The 22,916-nt window shown below is 68.9% G+C and carries 22 protein-coding genes and 1 tRNA gene; 15 read left to right on the top strand and 8 right to left on the bottom strand.

Going from position 1 to position 22,916, the window contains the following annotated elements; translation table 11 throughout:
* Positions 1–252 precede the first annotated feature (252 nt).
* From gyrB to ABT053_RS10400, 4 genes are all read left to right on the top strand, one after another.
* Positions 253–2,205: a DNA topoisomerase (ATP-hydrolyzing) subunit B gene (gyrB, locus tag ABT053_RS10415; protein WP_350968633.1), complete on the top strand. Its 1,953-nt coding sequence runs from the start codon at positions 253–255 to the stop codon at positions 2,203–2,205.
* Between the two features lie 31 nt (positions 2,206–2,236).
* Positions 2,237–4,786, top strand: coding sequence for a DNA gyrase subunit A (gyrA, locus tag ABT053_RS10410; RefSeq protein WP_350968632.1), 2,550 nt, complete (start codon positions 2,237–2,239; stop codon positions 4,784–4,786).
* A 182-nt stretch (positions 4,787–4,968) separates the two neighbouring features.
* On the top strand, positions 4,969–5,748 hold the full coding sequence (locus tag ABT053_RS10405; protein ID WP_350968631.1) for a DUF3566 domain-containing protein: 780 nt from the start codon (positions 4,969–4,971) through the stop codon (positions 5,746–5,748).
* A gap of 143 nt (positions 5,749–5,891) precedes the next feature.
* Positions 5,892–5,965, top strand: a tRNA-Ile gene (locus tag ABT053_RS10400).
* A gap of 455 nt (positions 5,966–6,420) precedes the next feature.
* On the opposite strand, the gene ABT053_RS10395 is transcribed toward ABT053_RS10400, so the two are convergent.
* Positions 6,421–6,708 (bottom strand): hypothetical protein, encoded by a 288-nt coding sequence (locus ABT053_RS10395; protein WP_350968630.1) that lies wholly within the window; start codon positions 6,706–6,708, stop codon positions 6,421–6,423.
* A gap of 436 nt (positions 6,709–7,144) precedes the next feature.
* On the opposite strand from ABT053_RS10395, the gene ABT053_RS10390 reads away from it, so the two are divergent.
* The 7 genes from ABT053_RS10390 (at position 7,145) to ABT053_RS10360 (ending at position 12,853) form a co-directional block, all read left to right on the top strand.
* Positions 7,145–8,416 (top strand): NsdA family TPR-like regulatory protein, encoded by a 1,272-nt coding sequence (locus ABT053_RS10390; protein ID WP_350968629.1) that lies wholly within the window; start codon positions 7,145–7,147, stop codon positions 8,414–8,416.
* A gap of 71 nt (positions 8,417–8,487) precedes the next feature.
* A complete protein-coding gene (locus ABT053_RS10385; RefSeq protein ID WP_350968628.1) occupies positions 8,488–8,958 on the top strand; it encodes an NUDIX hydrolase in 471 nt (156 codons plus the stop codon).
* Between the two features lie 392 nt (positions 8,959–9,350).
* Entirely contained in the window at positions 9,351–9,644 is a 294-nt protein-coding gene (locus tag ABT053_RS10380) for a hypothetical protein (RefSeq protein ID WP_350968627.1), read from the top strand.
* A 77-nt stretch (positions 9,645–9,721) separates the two neighbouring features.
* Positions 9,722–10,450 carry a DUF5819 family protein gene (locus ABT053_RS10375; RefSeq protein WP_350968625.1) on the top strand — a complete coding sequence of 243 codons (729 nt, stop codon included), beginning with the start codon at positions 9,722–9,724 and terminating at the stop codon, positions 10,448–10,450.
* Positions 10,447–11,481 (top strand): HTTM domain-containing protein, encoded by a 1,035-nt coding sequence (locus ABT053_RS10370; protein ID WP_350968624.1) that lies wholly within the window; start codon positions 10,447–10,449, stop codon positions 11,479–11,481. The genes ABT053_RS10375 and ABT053_RS10370 overlap by 4 nt, the downstream gene beginning before the upstream one ends.
* Positions 11,478–11,906, top strand: a complete 429-nt coding sequence (locus tag ABT053_RS10365; protein WP_350968623.1) for a thiol-disulfide oxidoreductase DCC family protein — start codon at positions 11,478–11,480, stop codon at positions 11,904–11,906. The genes ABT053_RS10370 and ABT053_RS10365 overlap by 4 nt, the downstream gene beginning before the upstream one ends.
* The gene (locus tag ABT053_RS10360; RefSeq protein WP_350968621.1) at positions 11,903–12,853 is read left to right on the top strand and encodes a CPBP family intramembrane glutamic endopeptidase; all 951 of its coding nucleotides are present in this window, start codon (positions 11,903–11,905) and stop codon (positions 12,851–12,853) included. The genes ABT053_RS10365 and ABT053_RS10360 overlap by 4 nt, the downstream gene beginning before the upstream one ends.
* A 20-nt stretch (positions 12,854–12,873) precedes the next feature.
* Here ABT053_RS10360 and ABT053_RS10355 read toward each other — a convergent pair whose 3' ends face one another.
* Both ABT053_RS10355 and ABT053_RS10350 read right to left on the bottom strand, forming a co-directional pair.
* On the bottom strand, positions 12,874–13,887 hold the full coding sequence (locus tag ABT053_RS10355; RefSeq protein ID WP_350968620.1) for a hypothetical protein: 1,014 nt from the start codon (positions 13,885–13,887) through the stop codon (positions 12,874–12,876).
* A 298-nt stretch (positions 13,888–14,185) separates the two neighbouring features.
* The gene (locus ABT053_RS10350) at positions 14,186–14,536 is read right to left on the bottom strand and encodes a GntR family transcriptional regulator (protein WP_350968619.1); all 351 of its coding nucleotides are present in this window, start codon (positions 14,534–14,536) and stop codon (positions 14,186–14,188) included.
* A gap of 102 nt (positions 14,537–14,638) precedes the next feature.
* On the opposite strand from ABT053_RS10350, the gene ABT053_RS10345 reads away from it, so the two are divergent.
* From ABT053_RS10345 to ABT053_RS10330, 4 genes are read left to right on the top strand one after another with little or no spacing between them, the layout of a single operon-like run.
* On the top strand, positions 14,639–15,151 hold the full coding sequence (locus tag ABT053_RS10345; protein WP_350968618.1) for a sporulation delaying protein family toxin: 513 nt from the start codon (positions 14,639–14,641) through the stop codon (positions 15,149–15,151).
* Positions 15,148–15,684: an SdpA family antimicrobial peptide system protein gene (locus tag ABT053_RS10340; protein ID WP_350968617.1), complete on the top strand. Its 537-nt coding sequence runs from the start codon at positions 15,148–15,150 to the stop codon at positions 15,682–15,684. Before ABT053_RS10345 ends, ABT053_RS10340 begins: the two co-directional genes overlap by 4 nt.
* Entirely contained in the window at positions 15,678–16,637 is a 960-nt protein-coding gene (locus ABT053_RS10335) for a sporulation-delaying protein SdpB family protein (RefSeq protein ID WP_350968616.1), read from the top strand. The genes ABT053_RS10340 and ABT053_RS10335 overlap by 7 nt, the downstream gene beginning before the upstream one ends.
* A complete protein-coding gene (locus ABT053_RS10330) occupies positions 16,637–17,236 on the top strand; it encodes a response regulator transcription factor (RefSeq protein ID WP_350968615.1) in 600 nt (199 codons plus the stop codon). The genes ABT053_RS10335 and ABT053_RS10330 overlap by 1 nt, the downstream gene beginning before the upstream one ends.
* 282 nt (positions 17,237–17,518) lie before the next feature.
* Here the strand turns inward: ABT053_RS10330 and ABT053_RS10325 are convergent, their stop codons facing one another.
* The 5 genes from ABT053_RS10325 to ABT053_RS10305 all read right to left on the bottom strand — a co-directional run bounded on the left by ABT053_RS10325 (position 17,519) and on the right by ABT053_RS10305 (position 22,624).
* Positions 17,519–18,568 (bottom strand): hypothetical protein, encoded by a 1,050-nt coding sequence (locus ABT053_RS10325; protein ID WP_350968614.1) that lies wholly within the window; start codon positions 18,566–18,568, stop codon positions 17,519–17,521.
* Positions 18,569–18,718: 150 nt separating this feature from the next.
* Entirely contained in the window at positions 18,719–19,306 is a 588-nt protein-coding gene (locus ABT053_RS10320) for a TetR/AcrR family transcriptional regulator (protein WP_350968613.1), read from the bottom strand.
* 41 nt (positions 19,307–19,347) lie between these two features.
* Positions 19,348–19,767, bottom strand: a complete 420-nt coding sequence (locus ABT053_RS10315; RefSeq protein WP_350968612.1) for a hypothetical protein — start codon at positions 19,765–19,767, stop codon at positions 19,348–19,350.
* Positions 19,768–20,199: 432 nt separating this feature from the next.
* Entirely contained in the window at positions 20,200–21,588 is a 1,389-nt protein-coding gene (locus tag ABT053_RS10310; protein ID WP_350968611.1) for an FAD-dependent oxidoreductase, read from the bottom strand.
* A 91-nt stretch (positions 21,589–21,679) separates the two neighbouring features.
* The gene (locus tag ABT053_RS10305) at positions 21,680–22,624 is read right to left on the bottom strand and encodes an RNA polymerase sigma-70 factor (protein ID WP_350968610.1); all 945 of its coding nucleotides are present in this window, start codon (positions 22,622–22,624) and stop codon (positions 21,680–21,682) included.
* Between the last annotated feature and the right edge of the window lie 292 nt (positions 22,625–22,916).

Genomic DNA, 22,916 nt, shown 5'->3' with positions numbered 1-22,916 from the left:
CCGTCCCCGTAGGGGGATGTCCAAGACGATGATCGTCGCGCGACAGGCCATTCCAGAGGCCGTCAATGCCACATGATGTGCTCTGAGCCGCTAGAATGAAATCGAATTCCGGACACGTCCGTTTGCGTGTCACCCCCGGCGCGCATGCCGGCTCCCCTGGGTGAACGCATCGGGGCATTCACGACGGTGACGGGCACGGCGGGGCTACATGTTGTCTCCCTGCCGCGTGTCCGCGGCAGGAGGATTTCGCACTTGTCCTACGACGCTAGCTCAATCACCGTTCTCGAAGGGCTCGAGGCGGTCCGTAAGCGCCCCGGCATGTACATCGGCTCCACCGGCGAGCGCGGTCTGCACCACCTGGTCCAGGAGGTCGTGGACAACTCCGTCGACGAGGCCCTGGCGGGACACGCGGACCGGATCGAGGTCACCCTGCTCGCCGACAACGGCGTGCGGGTCGTCGACAACGGCCGTGGCATCCCCGTCGGGAACGTCCCCGGCGAGAACCGTCCCGCGGTCGAGGTCGTCCTGACCGTGCTGCACGCGGGAGGCAAGTTCGACGACAAGTCGTACGCGGTCTCCGGCGGCCTGCACGGCGTGGGCGTCTCCGTCGTCAACGCGCTGTCCAGCAAGCTCGACGTGGAGATCCGCACCGAGGGCCACCACTGGCGTCAGAGTTACGTCGAGAGCAGGCCCACCGCCCCGCTGGCCAAGGGCGAGAAGACCGACGAGACCGGCACCTCGATCACCTTCTGGGCCGACGAGACGATCTTCGAGACCACGACCTGGCACTTCGAGACCCTCGCGCGCCGCTTCCAGGAGATGGCCTTCCTCAACAAGGGCCTGACGATCTCGATCAGGGACGAGCGCCCCGAGTTCGCCGAGGGCGAGGACGGGGAGCCCAAGGAGGTCACCTTCCACTACGAGGGCGGCCTGTCCGACTTCGTCAAGCACCTCAACTCCAAGAAGGAGTCGGCCCACCTCTCGGTGATCGACTTCGAGGAGCAGGGCGAGGGCATCGCCGTCGAGATCGCGATGCAGTGGAACAACTCCTACAGCGAGTCCGTCTACACCTTCGCCAACACGATCAACACGGCCGAGGGCGGCACCCACGAGGAGGGCTTCCGCGCGGCGCTGACGTCCATCGTCAACCGCTACGCGCGCGAGCAGAAGTTCCTCAAGGAGGGCAAGGACGACAACCTCGCCGGAGAGGACATCCGCGAGGGTCTCACCGCGATCATCTCGGTGAAGCTGACCGACCCGCAGTTCGAGGGCCAGACCAAGACCAAGCTGGGCAACACCGAGGCCAAGTCGTTCGTCCAGAAGGCCTGCAACGACCACCTGCGCGACTGGTTCGAGCGCAACCCCGGCGAGGCCAAGGACATCATCACGAAGTCCCTGCAGGCCTCCCGCGCCCGCCTCGCGGCCCGCCAGGCCCGCGACCTGACCCGGCGCAAGTCGCTGCTGGAGTCGGGCTCGGGGCTGCCGGGCAAGCTGGCCGACTGCCAGTGGAGCGACCCGGAGAAGTGCGAGCTCTACATCGTCGAGGGCGACTCGGCGGGCGGCTCCGCCAAGGGCGGCCGCGACTCCAAGTTCCAGGCGATCCTCCCGATCCGCGGCAAGATCCTCAACGTCGAGAAGGCCCGGATCGACAAGGTCCTGCAGAACAACGAGGTCCAGGCGCTGATCACCGCCATGGGCACGGGCGTGCACGACGAGTTCGACATCACCAAGCTCCGCTACCACAAGCTCATCCTGATGGCGGACGCCGACGTCGACGGCCAGCACATCACCACGCTGCTGCTGACCCTGCTGTTCCGCTTCATGCGGCCGCTGATCGAGGCCGGGCACGTCTACCTCTCCCAGCCGCCCCTCTACAAGATCAAGTGGGACCGGAAGGGCGAGGACGCCTCCTACGCCTACTCCGACCGCGAGCGCGACGTGGTCATCCAGGCGGGCATCGACGCGGGCAAGCCCGACCCCCGGCCGCGCGACAACGTGCAGCGCTTCAAGGGACTGGGCGAGATGAACGCCAACCAGCTCTGGGACACCACCATGAACCCCGACACCCGCCTTCTCCTCCAGGTCACCCTCGACGACGCGGCCCAGGCCGACGAGCTGTTCAGCGTGCTCATGGGTGAGGACGTCGAAGCCCGCCGTTCCTTCATCATCAGGAACGCCCGGGATGTCCGTTTCCTCGACGTGTAGCGGTAGCCGTACCAGAAAAGGATCCTGACCTGTGACGGAAGTCAACACTCCGCCCGGCCCTCCGACCGACCGCGTCGAGCCGGTCGACATCCAGTCCGAGATGCAGCGCAGCTACATGGACTACGCGATGTCGGTCATCGTCTCGCGCGCGCTGCCGGACGTCCGTGACGGCCTCAAACCGGTGCACCGCCGCGTGCTGTACGCCATGTACGACGGCGGCTACCGGCCCGACCGCGGCTACTTCAAGTGCTCCCGCGTCGTCGGCGACGTCATGGGCTCCTACCACCCGCACGGCGACACGTCGATCTACGCCACCGTGGTGCGGATGGCCCAGCCCTGGTCGCTGCGCTACACGCTGGTCGACGGGCAGGGCAACTTCGGCTCGCCGGGCAACGACCCGCCGGCCGCGATGCGCTACACCGAGTGCAAGCTCGCGCCCATCGCGATGGAGATGCTGCGCGACATCGACAAGGACACCGTCGATCTCGTCCCCAACTACGACGGGCGCTCCCAGGAGCCCCTCGTCCTGCCCTCGCGCTTCCCCAACCTGCTGGTCAACGGGGCCGCGGGCATCGCGGTCGGCATGGCCACCAACATCCCGCCGCACAACCTGCGGGAGGTGGCCGGCGGCATCGTCTGGTGCCTGCAGAACCCCGACGCCGACGACGAGGAGCTCCTCGAGGCGCTGATCGCCCAGATCAAGGGGCCCGACTTCCCCACCGGCGCGCTGATCGTCGGCCGCCGGGGCATCGACGACGCGTACCGCACCGGGCGCGGCTCGATCACCATGCGGGCGATCGTCGAGGTCGAGGAGGACGCCAAGGGCCGCCAGTGCCTGGTCGTCACCGAGCTTCCGTACCAGGTCAACCCGGACAACCTCGCGCTGACCATCGCCGAGGCGGTCAAGGACGGCCGGATCACCGGCATCGCCGACGTCCGCGACGAGAGCTCCTCGCGGGTCGGCCAGCGCCTGGTGATCGTGCTCAAGCGCGACGCGGTCGCCAAGGTCGTGCTGAACAACCTCTTCAAGCACACCCAGCTGCAGACCACCTTCGGCGCCAACATGCTCGCCCTGGTCGACGGCGTGCCGAGGACGCTCAGGCTCGACCAGTTCGTCCGCCACTACGTGGCGCACCAGATCGAGGTCGTGGTCCGCAGGACCCGATACCTGCTGCGCAAGGCCGAGGAGCGGGCGCACATCCTGCGCGCGCTGCTCAAGGCCCTGGAGCGGATGGACGAGGTCATCGCCCTGATCCGGCAGTCGCCCTCGGCGTCCGCGGCGCAGGGCGGCCTGATGACGCTGCTGGAGATCGACGAGATCCAGGCGCAGGCCATCCTCGACATGCAGCTGCGCAAGCTGGCCGCCCTGGAGCGCCAGCAGATCACCGACGAGCACGACTCGCTGATGGCGCAGATCACCGAGTACCAGGCGATCCTCGCCTCGCCCGAGCGGCAGCGCATGATCGTCCAGGACGAGCTCACCGAGCTCACCGGCCGGTACGGCGACGAGCGCAAGACCGAGATCATCGCCTACGAGGGCGACATGTCGATCGAGGACCTCCTCGCCGAGGAGGACATGGTCGTCACGATCACCCGCGGCGGCTACGCCAAGCGCACCAACACCGACCTCTACCGGGCGCAGAAGCGCGGCGGCAAGGGCGTGCGGGGCGCGCAGCTGCGCCAGGACGACATCGTCGACCACTTCTTCGTCACCACCACCCACCACTGGCTGCTGTTCTTCACGAACAAGGGCCGCGTCTACCGGGTCAAGGCGTACGAGCTGCCCGACTCCGGCCGCGACGCGCGCGGGCAGCACCTCGCGAACCTGCTGGCCATGCAGCCGGACGAGGTCGTGATGGAGGTCCTCGACCTGCGCGACTACGAGGTCGCCCCCTACCTCGTGCTCGCCACCCGCAGCGGCCTGGTGAAGAAGACGCGCCTGTCCGAGTACGACTCGCCGCGCACGGGCGGCCTCATCGCGATCAACCTGCGCGAGGACGACGAGGTGATCGCCGCCAGGCTGGTGTCGGAGGACGACGACCTCCTCCTCGTCTCGCGGGGCGCCCAGTCCATCCGCTTCACGGCCTCCGACGAGGCCATGCGCCCGATGGGCAGGGCGACCAGCGGTGTGATCGGCATGCGCTTCCTCGACGGCGACGAGCTCCTGGCGATGAACCGGATCGCCGACGGCGACAACGTGCTCATCGCGACCGAGGGCGGATACGCCAAGCGCACTCCCGTCGATCAGTACCCTCTTCAGGGAAGAGGCGGAAAGGGAGTCCTGACCGCCAAGATCGTCAGCGCTCGTGGCAAGCTGGTTGGCGCGGTCATGGTCAGACCCGAGGACGAGGTTTTCGCGATCACGTCCGCCGGAGGGGTTATCCGGACGAGTGCCGGGGAGATCAAGCAGTCTGGCCGCCAGACGATGGGGGTTCGGCTGATGAATCTGGCGGAAGGGGACAGCGTCGTGGCGCTGGCCCGGAACGCGGAGGCGCTGGAGACCGGGGAGAGCCTGGTCATCGGGGAAGGCGCCGACGTGCAGGTGGACACCGATGAGAACGAGGAAGGGGAGAATCCGTGAGTGCTCAGGGCAAACCGGGATCACGCCCCGCCTCCTCATCGACACGCGATCAGGCGACGGAGAAGATGGACAAGACCGCTGGAACGAAGGACGTCGAGGCGGCCTCGTCACCGGTTAACGGTAGCGCGCCCGCGCCGGAGACCGATGAATCGGTATCCGACGATCGCAAGGGCAGGAAAAAAGTGACGACGACAGAGGACGGCAAGCAGGCCGACACCACGGTGCGGATCCGTCCAAGCGGATCTCCACCGCCCTCCGCACCACCGTCGCAGTCGTCCGCGCAGCCCAAGCCGCCGCAGACGCCGCAGACCTCGCCCCCGCCGGGCGGGCAGCAGGGTCGTTCCCCGGCCTCCTCGCCCGGAGGCCAGCAGGGCCGTTCCCCGGCCACGCCGTCTTCGCCCGGGGGCCAGCAGGGCCGTTCCCCGGTCGCCCCGCCCGCGCCCCCGCCCGGGGGTCAGCAGGGCCGTGGCCCGGCCGGGCAGCAGAACAACCGCGCCCCCTGGTCGCCCGGCAGCCTGTCGTCGCCCCAGGCCCCGTCGGACGCGTCCGACAGGAAGGCCAAGGACGTCGGCGGCGGCTCCAGGTCGCCCCGCAAGGCGCACCTGGTGCTGCGCAGGGTCGAGCCGTGGTCGGCGATGAAGTTCAGCTTCGTCGTGTCCCTGGTCTGCTTCGTGGTGCTGTTCATCGCGGTCGCGGTGCTCTACATGGTGCTGTCCGGCCTCGGGGTGTTCGAGAACATCATCCAGACGGTCACCCAGCTGACGACGGCCGACGGCAAGGCCACCAGCGGCGTCGACATCGCCTCCTGGTTCGAGCCGGTCCGCATCCTGGGCTACACCGCCCTGATCGGCGCGGTGAACGTCGTACTGATCACCGCTCTCTCCACCCTCGGCGCGGTGATCTACAACGTCGCCTCCGACCTGGTCGGCGGCGTGGAGGTCACCTTCAGCGAGGCCGAGTAGCCGGCCCGCCGCGTGTCCCCGCCCTCTTTTCGAGGGCGGGGACATGGCGCGAGCAGGTACCGAAACAGGGTAAGCTTTTCCCTGTTCGAGCGAACGGGTTCGCCTCCACCAAACGGATGCGAGACCGTTCGTCCGCGTGATGAGGGGCTATAGCTCAGACGGTTAGAGCGCTTCCCTGATAAGGAAGAGGTCCCAGGTTCAAGTCCTGGTAGCCCCACTTTGGAGATGGAAATCTGTGGTCGCGGCTTTGCCGCTTCCATAGGTCTCCTTCGTCGTTTACACGGGGGGACGACCCCCCGAGCCCCCCGATGTGGGGGCATGGCCCCCATGCGTGGTTTCGAGGTCGTGGTTTCAACGGCTCGGTTCGGCTCCGGGTTCAGGCACGTCCCGGTCTGGCGCACCTGGCCTGGCGGGGGACACCGTTGCCTCAGCCGGTGAAGTCAATTTCGGCCAGGCTTGTCTCCGGCCGGTTGTCCCAGGCCATGGGCTTAACAAAGGTGAGGCGCACCCGACGGGGAAGCCGGTCCGGTCCGATCCACAACGGAGTCGACCCCTCGGTCGGAGCACACGATCTGGCAACTGTCGGGGAAGGAATGGGCCAGGAGCCTGCATGGTGGGCCCTGGTAGGCGTGGCGACGCCGTCCCTCCGAAGCACACGCCGCCACGCCCGTTCTACCGGGCTTTCCCGGACAGCAGCGCCGTCCAGGCGGCCCGAGCTTTGGCGATCGACCAGCGGTGGCTCTCTTCCACCCGGTGGCCGTCGTCGAGCTGGAGGGTGCGGCGGATGAACCCCTGCCCGCCGCCCTGGAACAGCTCGTACACCGTGGCCCGGCATCCGCACGTCCACGCCACCGGCCGCACCCGCTCCACGACCCGGTTGGGTGTGTGCCAGTCGAGCCGGACATGATCGCGTTGCGGCATGCCCAGGTGTGGGCTCACGCAGGTTTCAAGCATCGTCATAACGGCGCCGCCTCTGCGCTTGGTGCTCCCAGCGGAGACGCGGGATGTGCGGTACGGAGATCGGCGTAGCGAGCGGCGATCCGGCGAGCCGCCGCTGCCGGATTCTCTGCCGGGTGTGCCGCGTATTTCCTGCGGCCCGTCCGTGCGGAGTGCTCGCCGTTCCACCACATGAAGTGGACGCCGTCGGACCAGACGAGCAGATCCACCCACACACTCAGCAAGGCCGCGCCGTGCCCATGGTGGATGTCGGAGGTGATGCCCAGGCTCTCAAGCTCCGCGTGAAGTCGTCGCATCGAGCGCAGAGCCGGATCCTCAGCCGTCGGAACCCGTGAAGTAATCATCACGTTCAGCTAAGCCGCCGCGCTCCGGCAGGGCACGATGACAATGGGAGACAGCCGGGGGTACGGCCGTGTCCGTGAATATCCGGAGGTGGACGATGGGCACCCAGGGAACGCCCCCCGAGTGGGCCGTACGGCTGCGCGAGGAGCGCAAGGCCAAGGTCGGCACCGTGGCGGACATGGCACGTCGGCTCAAGGAAGTCGCCGGAGAGCAGCGCGGCAAGCTGCCCGGCATCGACGACCTCACCCGGACCGTCCGGGGATGGGAACGCGGCGACCACTACCCCAGCGAGCGCTACCGTCTGCTGTACGCCCGCGCGCTGCGAAGCACCGAGGCCGACCTGTTCGACCTCGCCGAGCGCCCCAGCCTGCCGGTGCCCGCGCTGCCTTTGCCGGCCGTCGCACCCGACGCCGATCTGTTCGAGCGGATCACCCGCAGTGTCCGGCAGCCCAGCCGAGTGGATCAGAGCACCGTGGACTGGCTGGCGACCTGTCTCGCCGAACATCGCAAGGTCGAGGACACGATTGGCTCGCGTCCGTTGCTCGGCATCGTGCGGCAACAGCTCGGCGTGGTGGTCGAGCTGGCCCAGGGCGCCCGCGGTTCGCTGGCCGATGCGGTGGTCGACCTGGCTTCGCAGTACGCCCAGTTCGTCGCGTGGATGTCGCTGGACGTCGACGACCAGGCCGCCGCTCTGGCCTGGTACGACCGCGCGCACGACTGGGCGTTGGAGATCGGTGACGTCAACATGGCCACCACCACGCTCAGCATGAAGGCCCACCAGGCGTGGAGCGCGGGCAATGCCCGCAGGTGTGTCCGGCTCGCCGACGCGGCCCGCCGGCACGATGGCCGGGTGACGCCGGGTGTGCGGGGGATGGCCGCGCAGATGGCCGCCCGGGGTCACGCGCTCGCCGGTGATGCCCGACCTGCCCGCACGCTGCTGGACGAGGCCGAGGCGCTGATCCGCCAGGCCGCCGAGCACGCCGACGACGAGCCGGTGTGGATGTACTTCTACGACGAGACGTGGTTCCGCCTCCAGCGCGGCATGACCGAGCTGCACCTCGCCAACTGGCCCAAGGCGATCGACCTGCTGACGGATGGATTGTCCGGCCTGCCGGAGAGCTACAGGCGGGATCGTGCCTGGTACGGCTCGTGCCTGGCCAAGGCCCACGCCGAGGCCGGAGACGCGGCGGCGGCCGTACAGGTGAGCCTGTCCGTCGTGGCCGACGCCGTCGACCTGAACCGCCACGCCCGCGGGGAACTGGTCGATGTCGCGGCCCTTCTCCGGCAGAGGGGGGCGGCTCGGGTCACCACCTTGCAGGAGGCTCTCACAACCGCCAACCGCACGAGCGGGGACTGGTTCTCGCGATAAGGTCCGACATCTACGCCGTCGGCGTCGAAGCCGTGTGGAAACAGTCCCGGCTGCCCGGCGAGGAGCGGTAAGTGGCCCGTGTCGAGTACTACGACGACCCCGGCGCCCCGGAGCCGAACAGCCTGGTCGTGGGGGTGTCCGCCGTGGTCGTCGACGACCAGGGGCGGATCCTCGTGCAGAAGCGCACCGACAACGGGCTGTGGGCGCTGCCCGGAGGCGGGATGGACCTCACCGAGTCGGTGCCGCAGGCGGCCGTACGGGAGGTGAAGGAGGAGACCGGTTACGACGTCGAGGTGACCGGGATGGTCGGCCTCTACACCGACGCCCGGCACATCATCGCCTACAGCGACGGGGAGGTGCGCCGCCAGTTCAACGTCTGCTTGACGGCCCGTGTCGTCGGCGGGGCGCTCGCGGTCAGCGACGAGTCGACCGACGTCCGCTGGGTCGGCCGGGAGGAGATCGGCGCGCTGTCGATGCACGACACCCAGCGGCTCCGGATCGGCCACTTTCTCGACGGGGCGGCCTCGCCGTACATCGGCTGAACCGCTCGCCGTGCACGGGCCGAACCGCTCGCCGTGCACGGGCTGAACCGCTCGCCGTGCACGGGCTGAACCGCTCGCCGTGCACGGGCCGAACCGCTCGCCGTACGTCGGCTGAGTCGGGAGTTCCCGAGTGGCCGGCCGAGTGACAACGACCACGGACGAGGCCGGACGTCGGTGGATCACCACAACGAACGATCGGGTCCGCCGGCTCCCGGGTGTCCAGGCGAGACCGTCACCCGTGCATTCCTCACGGTTTTCATGTTCATCTTTCTCGGGATAGTCGTGAGAAGGGGCCTACCAGCCCTTTTCTCGCCATGCGAATCTTCTACTCGTAAGCGAAAGGGAATTCCCCGCAGACGAAAGTCGGATTTACTCGAGAGAAGGGCATGTAAATGAAGATCAAGCGAATGATCCTGGCCACTGCCGCCACCGTCGCGGCCTTGGCGGCGACGACCGGCGTCGCCGGTGCCACCAGCTCCCCGACCACCGCGGGGACGGCCTTCGCGCAGGCCGCCACCGCGACCGCGCCGGCGAGCGCGGGCAACGCCGGTGTCGAGAGCAACATCGCCATGATCCTGTGGAACGTCGTCGCCATCCAGGTCGTGGACGCCGCCAACGGCTGCCACACCAAGGGCAACATGTGCTTCGCGCCGCAGGACGCGCCCAGCCTGACCAGCCTGGACTAGCCCGCGGACGGGGAACGGCCGAGCACCCACGCTCGGCCGTTCCCCGCCACGCCCGTCAGCGAGAGGTAGGTGAAATGATGCGCAGCCGGGTCAGGAAAATCGTGGTCGGGATCGCTGTCGGTCTCGCCGGCACCATGTTCGCCGTACACGCGGTAATGACGTTCTTTTTCGTTTCCCCGGACAACTACGTGGGAATCTCGGGTCGATCGATCCTCGATTCGTATATGAAGCCGATTTTCGGCCAGAATTGGCAGCTGTTCTCTCCGGACCCGATCGAGAGCGATATGGGAATGGTGATCCGGGCAGAGCTGGTCGACCCGTCGGGCGCGAAGAGGCAGACGGAGTTCTTCGACACCACGAGCGCCAACAACATCGACAGGGTTCTGCACACTCCCCTGCCCGATCGGAACGCACGGCTGGCGTCCACGGTTCTGGCGCTCTACAACCAGCAGGTCAGCGTCATGCGCAGAGAGCTCGCCAACGAGGACCGCGCTCGCGACGGCCTTCCCGAGTACAAGAGGAACGAGCTGGGGCCCCTCCACGGGACGACCGACTTCGAGCCCACCGCCGAGGAGATGAGGCGCACCAACCCGGGGCAGCGCAACGTCATCTCCCACCTCAAGCGCGTGCTCGCCCATGTGGGGCTGGAGGCGGCGAGACAACGTTGGGGGCCGGACGTCCAGGCCGTCCAGATCCGGGTCGTGCGCCATGAGTTCCCCCGATTCTCGCAACGCGGCAACCCCGACGTCGGGAAGGTCCAGCACTGGACTCTCGGCTGGTGGTCGGCCAAGGAGGTAAAGGCATGATCAAGCTCATGGGGATCGCCGCCACCGACGCGCGGCAGTGGACGAGCGCGCGGGCGAGAACGGGGTTCCGCGCCATCAGCACCAGGGCCTTCGGCCGGACCGGGTTGTCGCTGTTGCGCATCGTGTACGGCTCGGTGATCCTCGGCATGCTGCTCGTCAACTACGGCGTCCGCGACGAGGTCTGGGGGCCGTCCGGCCTCTTCCTCTGGGACGAGTTCGTCCGCCAGCTCGGCGACAACCGCTCCTTCTCCCTGTACGCGCTCTCGAACTCCGTGGTCGCGAGCGAGGTGATCTATCACGCGCTCATCGTCGTGGCCCTGCTCTTCGTGCTCGGGTGGCGCACCCGGGTCGTCACCCCGCTGCTGTGGCTGCTGGTGTGGTCCTGGTACGAACGCAACCCGTACGTGATGGACGGCGGCGACAACCTGCTGCGGATCGTCCTGGTCTACCTGATCTTCGCGGACGTCTCGGCGCGGTTCTCGCTGGACGCGAGGCGGAAGGCCCGGCGGTCGCCGGCACGGGCACGGACGGAGATCCGGGAAATCCGCGGCGCCGTGGCGTCGGTCTTCCACAACGCGGCCCTCGCGGCGACCGTCTTCCAGATCAGCGTCGTCTACCTCGCCGCAGGCATGTACAAGGTGCAGGGCGAACGCTGGCAGGAGGGGACGGCGCTCTACTACATCCTGCGCGTGGCCGAGTACACGCCGTGGCCCGAGCTCAGCCGCCTCGTCTACGAGAACGGCCTGCTGGTGACCGTCATGACCTACGTGACGGTCTTCTTCCAGGTCGCGTTCCCCCTGCTGCTCCTCAACCGCGTCACCCGCCTGCTCGGCTTCATGTCGGCGTTCGGCATGCATCTCGGTATCGCCGTGCTCATGGGCCTGCCGTTCTTCTCACTCATCATGCTGGCGACCGATCTCGTCCTGATCAGCGACCGGGAGTACGGGACCGTGCGACGCGCGTGGGCCTCCGTCCGAGACCGGACGAGGATGCCCTCCGTGGGCCTGCCCGCCGTGGAGGTAAGGCCATGAAAGGTCGACCCCTTCTCGTCTTCGACGGCGACTGCGGCTTCTGCCTCAAGAGTCTGGCCTGGTTGCGGCGCCGCGTGGCTTTCTGGCCGGAGACGGTGTCGTGGCAGGCCGCCGACCTGGACGAGCTGGGGCTGACCGAGGAAACCTGCGCCAAGGCCATCCAGTGGATCGACGAGGGTGAGCCGCCGGTCGGCGGGGCGCTCGCCTTCGCCGCCCTGTTCAGATACCAGAGTGGTCCGATCAGGCACGTGGGAACCGCCATGCGCCTCGCCCCGCTGCGCTGCGTCGCCCAGGTCTGCTACCGGTTGACAGCCCGCAACCGTCACCGTCTCCCCGGGGCGACGGCGGCGTGCTCGATCGAAGATCGAGCCGTAGTGTCTCAGGTAAAAAGATCTGGCGCGCCCGACCGCAGGAGGTTGTCTTGACGTTCCGCAAACACGCCGACCTAGCCGCCTTCCTCGTCGTGACCTATGGTCTGGCCTGGTTGGTCGCCCTGCCGCTGTGGTTGCAGAACGAGCAGCCGGGCGAGGTCTTCGCCACGCCGCTCTCCTCCGTCCTCACCTCGACCGCTCTGATGATCTTGCCGGCGGTCGGGGTCCTCGCGGCCTGGCTGGTCGCCAGGAGAACGGGGCAGTCCTGGAGCTGGGGCAGGGACGTGGGACTGACCCTGGGGCCGAGCAGACGCCGGACGATCGGGCTCATCGGGCTCGGCTGGTTCGGGACCTCGCTCATCGTGTTCGCGTCCATCGCTCTGAGCGTCGTGCTCGGCCTGCTCGCGCTCGATCTCAACGGTCTCAGCGTGCTCCGGGAGGTGCAGCGGCTCCCCGTCGTCTCCCAGCCCTTGAGCGACTCGCTGCTGGAGCTTCTTCCCAAGATCGCTTCGATCGTCTTCTTCGAGCCCCTGCTTCTCCTGCTGCCCGCCCTGGGGGAGGAAGTGGGCTGGCGCGGCTGGCTGGTGCCCCGGCTCCAGCGCTACGGGATCTGGGTGGCGCTCCTCCTGTCGGGCGTGATCTGGGGCGCCTGGCACGCGCCTTACACGCTGCTGGGCTACAACTACCCCAACCTGGGCGCCTGGGCGGCCCTCATGGTGATCGGCCTGTGCACCTTCTACGGCGTCGTCCTGGCGTGGCTCAGGCTCAGAAGCGGCAGCGTCTGGCCTGCCGCCATATCTCACGCCGCACTGAACAGCTCCGCCAACGTCGTTCTGCTGATCGGCGACGCGGACGCACCCTACAACCCCGCGATCGCCAACGTCACCGGCGTGATCGGCTGGCTGGTCCTGGGGTGCGTGGCGGTCGTGCTGCTGCGGCGGTGGCCGGTGCCGGCAACCGCCGCGCTCACGTCGGCCGGGGAAGTCCGTACGACTCCCTGAGCTCCACCCTGATCACATCGCTACGCATCCGGGAGGAACGCCCTCCCGGGTGTTTCCCTGTCGGCCTCGGCACGCCGGAGCAGTGCCTGCCTGATCAGGGCGGCACCGACTCCGGCGCTGGAGACCGTGATCAGGAACTCGCCCCCGCCGCGCAGGGCGATCAGCAGCGTCTCGCCGCCGCGGATCACGAACGCGTGGCGTTTCGACGACAGCAGTCGCCACCCCCATCCACCCCACGCCAGCGGATCGACGGTGACGACCTCGGCCGTCTCCATGCGTGAGAGGGGAATCCGCCGCAGGGCGACCACCGGTGGGAAGCCGTACACCTTGAGGGTCTCGCCGTTGAAGGTGACGAACACACCGCCCGCCAGATGGATGGTGACCAGTGTGTAGACGGCGCCGGCCAGCGTCCAGGGATTCCACGGCAGGATCACCAGGAAGAGGACGAGGCCCAGCGCCGAGTACGCCAGCAGGAAGCGGTTGCGCGCCCGCCCGAACCAGAGACGCCGCCGGCCGCTGTCCTCGCCGGGAGCGGATCCCCGCGCCAGCTCGGTGCGCGGTTCCGCCGGAGGCAGGGGAGGGGGTTCCGGGACTCTCCACGGCTCGACCAGCGCGCCGCCGGCCACCAGACCGATCACGCCCATGACCGTGACATAGGTGGCGTGCTCAGGTGGTGAGGAGGCGCCTGTCCAGACCGCCGCGTCGAGGTTGGCCCGGACGAGCCCCAGCACGACCGCCGTGCCGTTCAGGAAGGTCTCTCCCACGATCAACGCGGCGCCCACCCGGCGCCCGAGGCTGCCCGGCATCCGCTGCCTGACGATGACGAGCAGGAAGAGCCAGGTGAGCACGGGAGGAAGCAACGAGATCAGGACCAGCTGCGCGAGCGGCATGGAGGCGTCGGGAACGCCCTGGCTGTAGTGCGATGCCGCCGGATCAGGCAATCGATCACGGAGCAGCCAGATGCCCGCCACGAGGCCGAAGTAGATCGTCCCCGGGAGATAGATCAGAAGAACGCGTTGCCAGGCGCGAAACATCGGGCTCCCGAGCTATAGACCCAACTATTACCAAGGTTCAATTCGTTACCGAGACCCAACCATTTCGACGATGGATCCGGTGGGCGACATCCGCTTTAGGACTCCCGGCAGAACGAGGCCGGCCGAGTCCGCGAACATGATCGGTCGTCGAACCGGGTGCGGGGAAGGGCGAGCGGCCACCCTGGATCGTGCCCGGCGGGCTCCGGCGTCATCTGCCGGCGCCGCCTCGGCCACCGATCGCATTCCGCCGGGAGTTCTCAGAGGCCGCCAGGAGTTCTCAAAAAGCCGCCGGGAGTTCTCAAAAGGCGTGGCGGATCCGGTCCGCCGTCTGATCCGGGCTCAGGCCGAGCTGGCGGGCTTCGGCGACCACCTGATGGATCGCCTCGTCCAGGCGGCGGAACGAAGCGCGATTCTGGTCGACCACCACGCTGCCCCGGCCACGCCGCACCTCGATCAGGCCTTCGTCGCGCAGGATCGCGTACGCGCGCAGCACCGTGTGCAAGTTGACCTTCAGCTCCGAGGCCAGGAGCTTGGCGGGAGGCAGGTGCTCCCCCGGACTCAGCTCGTTCGTCCGCAGCGCGGTTCGCAGGGCCGCCGCGATCTGGTTGAACAGCGGCTCTGGCGAGGACGGGTCGATTTCGAGATGCATACCAGCTCACCGCAGCAGTGTCTTCCTACCTTCACTCGTACAGCATACACCTATTGACTAGAATTTCTAGAAGTTCTATAACTACTTGCGAGGTGATTAGCCATGTATCGACGCGTACGAAACGCACTCATCGCAACCTTCCTGATCATCACGACCACCGCGGTCGCCAGTGAGGCGGCCAGCGACGCCGCTCCCGGAGCGGGCGCGCACAGCGCGGAAGAACTCTTCAGGGGAGTCCTTTTCAAGGAGGGAGACGTGGCCCGGCTGGTGTACGGCGCGGACCGGTCGACCGCCGGCAGCAGAGCCACCGGGGACAAGGTCGTCGCGTCGCTGGACAGCACGTCGTCCGGCCTGCTCGCGAGATTCGCCACCGAGATCACCAGCGGTGATCGCACGCGGATCGCCGGCACGCTGGTGGAGGCGGGCGACCGGATGCGAACCTCGATCGAGCAGAGCGGCGGCGGCGCCGCGGCCTCGACGGCCGGCTCGTTCGTCGTCACCGAGGGACTGATCATCTACACCGACTCCGGGACCTACTGGACGCCCTCCCAGAACTCGGGCCGCCTCGAGGAGGAGCGGCTGATCGACCGGATCGCCGAGGAACTCAAGCGATGAGACCTCGATCCCCGACCGCCGGTCTCGGGGCACGCGTCTTGGCCTTGGCCCTGATCTGGGCCGTCATCATCGGGTACGCCGTTCACACACAACTGCCGGCCAACGCCGTGCGGCTTCCGGGGCAGGACGAGCTCCACACGGACATCCGCCGGATCACCCCTCAAGGATGGGCCTTCTTCACCCGGTCAGCCAGAGAACCACGCACGGAGATCTGGCGATTCTCCACGCACGGCTGGCAGCCTTCCACTGACGCGGCTCGGCGCCTGGGCGGCTGGGACCGTGGTCACCGCTGGGCGGCCGGCGAGAAGGAACTGCTGGCCGGAGCCGTTCCGGACGGGCATTGGCAGGCGTGCGCCATCGAACTCGTCTCCTGCTTCGCCACGGGCCGTCGCTGGACCGTCGCCAACCCGACGGCCGAGCCGACGTTGTGCGGCGTGCTGGGACTGGCACGGCGCGAGCCCGTGCCCTGGGCCTGGGCGGATGACGAGATCACGATGCCGGTCTCCACAGCGGTGGTGACAGCGACATGCTGATCGGCCTGCTCTCCCGGCTCGGAGCCGCTGTCCACTCCCGTGCCGCCTCCTCCCCCCGGACGAACGTCTACGGTCTGGCCCGCACGCTCCTGGCGTCGGCGACTCTGGGTACCTTGCTGACGAGTTCCTCGAGCACCCTCTTCGATCCCGGGCTCGCCTCGGACCGGTGTGAGGGGGTGAGCTCACTGGGGTTGTTCTGCCTGGTCCCGCCGGCCGAGGCGGAACTGGCACGGCTTGCCGCCATCGTCGGCCTCCTGGTGGTCGCCAGCGGCTGGCGACCGCGCGTCACCGCCCTACCGCACTGGTGGATCACCTTCGGCTTCCAGACGGCGACGACCGTTCCCGACGGCGGAGACCAGCTGGCGTCGATCGTCACCCTGTTGCTGCTTCCCGTCGCGCTCGGCGACAGGCGGCGATGGCATTGGACCCCGGCGCCGGAACGGACCGCCGAAACCGAATTCGGGTCGTCGCTCACCGCCTGGTCAGCGCTGCTGGTGATCCGGCTGCAGGTCGCGGGGGTCTATTTCCAGGCGTCGGTGGCGAAACTCGGCCGCGAGGAATGGGCTGACGGGACCGCACTGTACTACTGGCTGACCCACCCGCAGTTCGCCGCGCCCTCGTGGTCGGACGCGATCCTGCACCCGATCCTCACCACCCCTCTCGGAGTGGCGGCCTTCACGTGGGTACCGCTGGCCATCGAGTTCGCCATCGCGATGGGACTCTTCCTGCGCAGGCGCACCTGGCCGTTCCTGCTGACCGCCGGCATCGCCCTGCACCTGGGCATCGCCGTTCTCATGGGGCTGACCAGCTTCGCCCTCGTGATGATCGCCTGTCTGGTGTTACACCTACGACTGGCCGACAACGCCTACACCCTTCCGCCCTTTCTTCTGAACCCCCGCGACTCGCTGCAGAGGCGTGGGGCACGACTCGAGCTTGCGAGGGGAAGTTCGTGATGAGAGTCCTGATCGCCGACAAGCAGACGATCACTCGCAGTGCGCTCGCCGCTCTCCTGCAGACGTCCGCGGTGATTACGGTGGCCGGGGAGACCGCCTCGGCGGAGGAGATCGTGCCCCTGGCGTTGAAGCTCCGGGCACAGGTCACCGTCATCGACGGCGACTCGCTCGGCCGGCAGGGGTTCGAGGCCGCGACCCGGCTGAGCGTCGACGTGCCCGCGTGCCGCTCCCTCATCCTCAGCAGCGCCGCGACGCTCGGTCATCTGCACCAGGTCGCCACCATGCGCGCATCCGGTTTTCTCCTGAAGGACGTGTCGGCGGCCCGGCTCATCCAGGCCATCCGGGAAATCGCCGGGGGATACCACGTGGTCGATTGCCGCTTCACCATGGCGCAACGGGGAACGCCGCGCCACCTCACCGCCCGCGAGCTCGACGTTCTCCGGCTTGTCGCCGATGGGGCCGATGTCCACGAAATCGCTCGGCAACTGTCCTTGGCGACCGGAACCGTCCGCAACAACCTGTCGCGAATCGTGAACAAGTTCAACGCGCGCACGCGAGTGGACGCCGTCCGGGTCGGCCGCGAACTGGGAGTCATATGACGTACGCCGCGACAGCCCGTCTTCGGCACGTCACGGCGTGGCGGCTCTTGGGGCGGGCCGGGACTTGAGGGTTCCGCTTCGCCGAACGTCGGCGTCTCCGGTCACGGCAGGCGGCAGGTCGTGCTCCGCGCGGCAGGCGCCGCGGACGACGTCCGCCTGACGGCCCGCGTCGGCGGCGGAACGCTCGAGGTCGGCGGCGGATCGGCCGACGTCCGCCGGGCCCGACGAGTCAGCGGAACTGTCGCGCACGACACCGGGGAGATGAGTGGAGACCTCCCCGGTTCAGGAGCCGCGTGCCGCGGTTCCGGTCAGAGTGGCCGACGGGACGCAGAGGGGCCGGGTCCGGAGCTGGTAGGAGACGGCGGCGACGGCGAGGGCCCAGCCGTATCCGCCGAACGCCAGCGAGGCCGCCCCGCCCAGGCCGATCAGTCCCCCTCGCAGGACGCCGACGGCGGCGAGGATCCCGCTTCCCGTGCCGTACAGGGCGAGGGTCGGCGCGACCACCCAGACCGGTGTCAGCGGCAGGAACCGGGGCACTCGTCTGCCCGCCAGCCACAGCGTCCAGCGGGGGAAGACCATGCCCCAGGGCCGGACGAGTCCCAGCAGCAGGAACACGGCGAGCGTGATGCCGCAGATCCCGGCGAGCAGCATGTACCAGGTCGGCCGGAACCCGTTGGGCTCGATTCCGGGGACACCGGCCGCGCCGAGGGTGTGCAGGACGAAGTACGGAAGGAAGGCAAAACAGCCGGCGTAGGCGATCCGGCGCACCGCGGAGGGCGCCGCGTGCGGCGCGGGATGCCGCCGGCCCGACACCTGTGGCGGATGCGCCCGGCCGCACCGGGGGCAGACACCGGCGGCGCGGCGGGCGTGCGACAGCGCGGTGGCCACGAACAGGGCTCCGAGGACGGCCAGGCACAACCGCTCGGCGAAGCTCACCCAGTCGCTGTCGCCCTGGACGTCGGTGACGGTACCGGTCAGGACGAGCTCGATCAGGTTGAGAAGCACCCAGCAACTGCCCACCAGGGCCAGTACCGCCACGCCCCACGCGCCGGCCGACAGGGCGCGAGGCGGTACTCTCCCGCCCCACGGGCGTACGGTGGCGGCCGCGATCACGGATCCGGCGAGCAGCACCGCGACGCCCGGCCACGTGATGTCGGGAAGGCCCATGTCCGTGACGCCGATGAACGAGCGATACCCCATGAGCGCGGCGATCAGCAGCACGCAGCCGTACAGGGCGGCCGCTCCGCTCGCGGCGTGACCCGCCCACGACGGCCACCGCCGCCACCACCTGATCGACGACGCGGCCGCACGGCCATCGGAACGGCTTCTCATATGAACCTCGCGGGCTGGGGGAAGAAGGTCCTGGAAGTCTGCTCCGCCGAACCTGCGAATTCGCTGAGAGGCGCTGAGAATCCCCTCAGCCACGAGGGCGACGCTCGGGCGCCGTGACGAAACGGTCGACGCCGTCCGGAAGGGCCGGTCTCAGTTACGGGTGGCGAGGTCGAAGGTGGTGACCAGTTCCTCGGCGGCGACGGCGGGGTCGAGGCCGTTGAGGAGCCGGCCGGCGACGGCGTCGATCGTCGCGCGGAGGGTCATGGCCATGAGCCACGCGTCGAAGACGCGGAACTCACCGGCCCGGCGGCCCTGCTCGAACAGCTCGGCCAGCAGGCTCAGGGCACTGTCCTGGGCCCCGGCGGACGTCGGCGCCGCGTTGAAGGCGATCTGCTGGACCGCGCGCACATGGGTGGGATTGGCGGCGATGAACTCCACGTTGGCGCGGATGTACGTCGCCAGCTTCTCGCGCGGGCCCTCCGCGGCCACGATCCTCGGGTGCATGTACGCCGCGGCATCGGTGAGCACCTTGGCCAGCACGTCCGCGAGCAGGTCGTCCTTGGTGGCGAAATGGTAGGAGATAAGGCGTTTGCTGCTTAGTCCCGCGTGACCGCAGATCGCTTCGAAGGTCGTCCCCGTGTAGCCCCGCTCGGCCAGGACCTCGATCGTGGCCCCCACGATCTGCTCTCTCCGGGCCTGGGTCGCCCGGGCTCGGTCGACCGGTGCGGGCGTGGGCATGGTGGGCCCTCCATGATCGGCGGCCCTCCCGCCGGGCCTGGTCAGCCCAGTTTGCCAGTCTGGCCGGGCCTCGGGAACGCCGCTCGTACGGCGTGCCGGTTGGCCAGGATCGCGACCCCCGCGAGCAGCAGGCCGATCACCCCTTGGTCGACCTTCATCCACAGCGGATAGCCGCTGTCGGGCGCCACGCAGATCAGCACGATGCCGATCGTGCCCAGGATCGAGAGGATCCTGATCCGCACGTAGGCCGACCGTTTGCCCTTGAGCGCCTGCCCGGCGAGCGAGATCAGCCACAGCGAGGCCGCGGCCACGGCGCCGCCGCGCACCCAGACCACCCAGTTGACCAGGTCGGGCCGGTTTCGCAGGACGACGGCGACGATCAGGGTCACCAGCGACACGGCCGCTATCCCGACGAACAGGGACCGGATCCGCTGGAGGTTCATTAGCACGTTGTTATCCATGCGGATAATGATTACACAGCTGGATAAGAAATGGCAACCGGCAGCCTGGTACCGGCTCTCGGTGTTCCGGGCATCGGCGCAACGGCTACGGACGCGAGCACCGACGGCACGCCGTCAGCCGCCGTACACGACGTGGTGGCCGTACGGGCAGCCCCTGCGGCGGGGGCGTCGCCGACGCGTTTCCCGGAGCGGGGTTCTTCCGGACGAGACGGGCGGCCAGGGCCGAGGGCGGGATCGTCCCTGACCAGGTGAAAGAGATCAATTCATAACCGACAGCGGGTGACGTCCGGATGAGTTTTCTCCGTGATGTCGAACGGGAGTCCGCCCCGATCTACCGGGCGCCGGATTGACCGGATCGACCGGATGCGTGGGTGCTGGTCGGCTCCCCGGCCTGCCCGGCCTGCCCGGCCTGTCTGGCCTTCGCTTCGTGCCCTACGCCCGCGCCTCGACGGCCGGGCCTGCCGTAGCCCGCTCTCGCGTGACGCGGCGGCGCCGGGTGGGCAGCCCGAGCGTCGGGTTGCCGACGCCCCAGGCGGCACCCTTGCAGACCAGTTCCTTGTAGACGGCGGCGAGCCGTCCGGTCAGGACCGTCCGCACGGCGCGGTCGTCGGCGGTGACGTACTGGATCAGGCCCTCCCTGCGGCCCAGCGAGACACACTGGTTGAAGTAGCGGATCGGCGCGTTCGGAAGCCTTCCGCCGGTCAGGCGCGCCGCGATCGCGTCGGCGGCCTGCCACGCGGTCGGAGTCCCCGAGGCGCACGACATCCGCAGTGGCTTGTCCCCCGGGCCCATCGCCATGGCCGCGTCGCCGACGGCGTACACGTCCGGGTGCGAGACCGAGCGCATGGTCCTGTCGACCACGATCTGGCCGGTGCCGGTGACCTCCAGGGCGGTCGCCTTCGCGATCGGGTGGACCGCGAAGCCGGTGGTCCACACGACGACCGCGGCAGGGACGGCCTTGCCGCCGGCGGTGGTGACGCGCTCGGCCTCGACGCCGGTGACGGCGGTGCGCTCGTGCACGGTGATCCCGAGCTTGCCGAAGGTTCTCCGCAGGTGCTCGCGGCCCTTGGGCGAGAGCCAGTCCCCGAGGTCGCCGCGGGCGGCGAGGGCGACGTCGAGGTCCGGGCGGGCCTCGGCGATCTCGGCCGCGGCCTCCAGACCGGTGAGGCCGCCGCCGACGACGACCACGCGCTGCCCGGCGCCGAGGCGGGCCAGGCGCTCACGGAGCCGGAGTGCTCCGGGGCGGCCGGCGATCTCGTAGGCGTGCTCGGCGGTCCCGGGGACCCCCTGGGCGTCCCAGCCGCTGCCGAGGGCGTAGACGAGCGTGTCGTAGGCGAGTTCTTCGGCGCCGCTCGCGTCGGCCCCGGGAGCGGTCTTGCGGTCGGTGACGGTGATCGTCTTGCGATCGGCGGAGGGGAGGGTCTTGCGGTCGTCGATGGTGACGGTCTTGCGGTCGGCGACCGTTTTGCGGCCGACCTCGGCGACGGTCTCGCGGTCGGCGACGGACTTGTGGTCGGTAATGGTCTCGCGGTCGGGGACGGTCTTGTGGCCGACGACGGTGACGGTCTTGCGGTCGACGTCGACGGCGGTGACCTTCGCGAGCCTCAGCTCGACGCCGGTGCCCGCGAACATCTCGCCGAACGGCCGGGGCCTGAGGTCTTGGCCGGCCGCCAGCTGGTGCATGCGGACGCGTTCGACGAAGTCGGGTTCGGCGTTGACGAGGGTGATGGCGACGTCCTCGCGGCGGAGTCGCCTGGCGAGGCGGCCGGCGACGATGGCGCCGGTGTACCCGGCTCCCAGGACGATGATGCGATGCCGCATTTCCTGCTCCTGTCTTGCGCACGTTTGCCACTTGAACCGGGCGGCTCGCCGTTTCCTGACAGGAACGCGATGTGAAGCACCTCACACAGGGTTAGAAAGCGGTGAACAGGGGCTCTCCATGGTCGGCGGCCGCCCATCGCGCGGTCGCGCGGTCGAGCTTGCCGGGGTTGACCTGGTTGCGGAACGCGGAGATGCCCTCCGCGGTGATCTCCAGGCACATGACGCCGACGACCCGGCCGTCCACGACGGCCACGACGGCCGGGTCACCGTTGGCGGTCCAGGCGTAGACCTCGGGCGCGCCGCCGGCCATGGCGCGCTTGGCCTTGCTGGGTTTGAACAGTCCCCGCAGGAACCTCGCGACCGCGGCGGCGCCCTCGAACGCCTTGGCGCGGGCCGGGACCCTCCCGCCACCGTCTCCGATCGAGACGGCGTCCTCGGTGAGCAGCCGCACGAGTGACTCGGTCCGGCCGCTGGTGGCGGCCGCCAGGAACTCCTCGACGATCCGCCGGGCGGTGGCCTCGTCGACCTCGGTTCGGGTCCTGCCGTCCGCGACGTGCTTCCTGGCGCGGTGGAAGATCTGCTGGCTGGCGGCCTCGGTGATGTCGAGGATCTCGGCGATCTCCCGGTGCGGGTAGGCGAAGGCCTCCCGCAGCACGTACACCGCCCGCTCACTGGGAGAGAGGCGCTCCATGAGGGCGAGGACCGCGTACGAGACCGATTCGCGCTGTTCGGCGGTTTCGGCGGGGCCGAGCATCGGGTCCCCCGCGAGCAGCGGCTCGGGAAGCCACTGGCCCACGTAGGTCTCGCGGCGCGCCCGCGCGGAGGTGAGCTGGTTGAGGCACAGGTTGGTGAGGACCTTCGTCAGCCAGGCCTCCAGGACCTCGATGCGGCCGACATCGGCGGCCTGCCAGCGCAGGAACGTCTCCTGTACGGCGTCCTCGGCCTCCCCGGCGGAGCCGAGGAGGCGGTAGGCGATGGCCTCCAGGCGCGGCCTGGAGGCCTCGAACCGGTCGATGTCGTCCGCGGCCATGGACATGGCCCGATCCTAGGTCGCGGGGTGGGGCGTGGCGTGGCGGGGGCCGGCAGGGCGGGGCGAGGCCTAGCGGGGTGCGGTGCGGATCGGCCGCTGTCGAGACGGGGTCCTTCCCGGAACCGGTCCCGCTCCCACTGCGGTTCCCACTGAAGAAGAAACCCCATAATTCTGTCTGTTTGGTGGGTATTGCGCGTTTTGACAGTAGATGTAAAGCTTCTTGCATGCCGACCGAGATCGTGCTGACGAGACGGTTGCACGTCGATCTGATGCGACTCGGTGCCGCTCGCCGTCCCAC

The sequence above is a fragment of the Streptosporangium sp. NPDC002524 genome, assembly GCF_040295985.1.
Classification (GTDB): Bacteria; Actinomycetota; Actinomycetes; order Streptosporangiales; family Streptosporangiaceae; genus Streptosporangium.
This window is presented reverse-complemented; position numbering and strand designations above follow the sequence as displayed.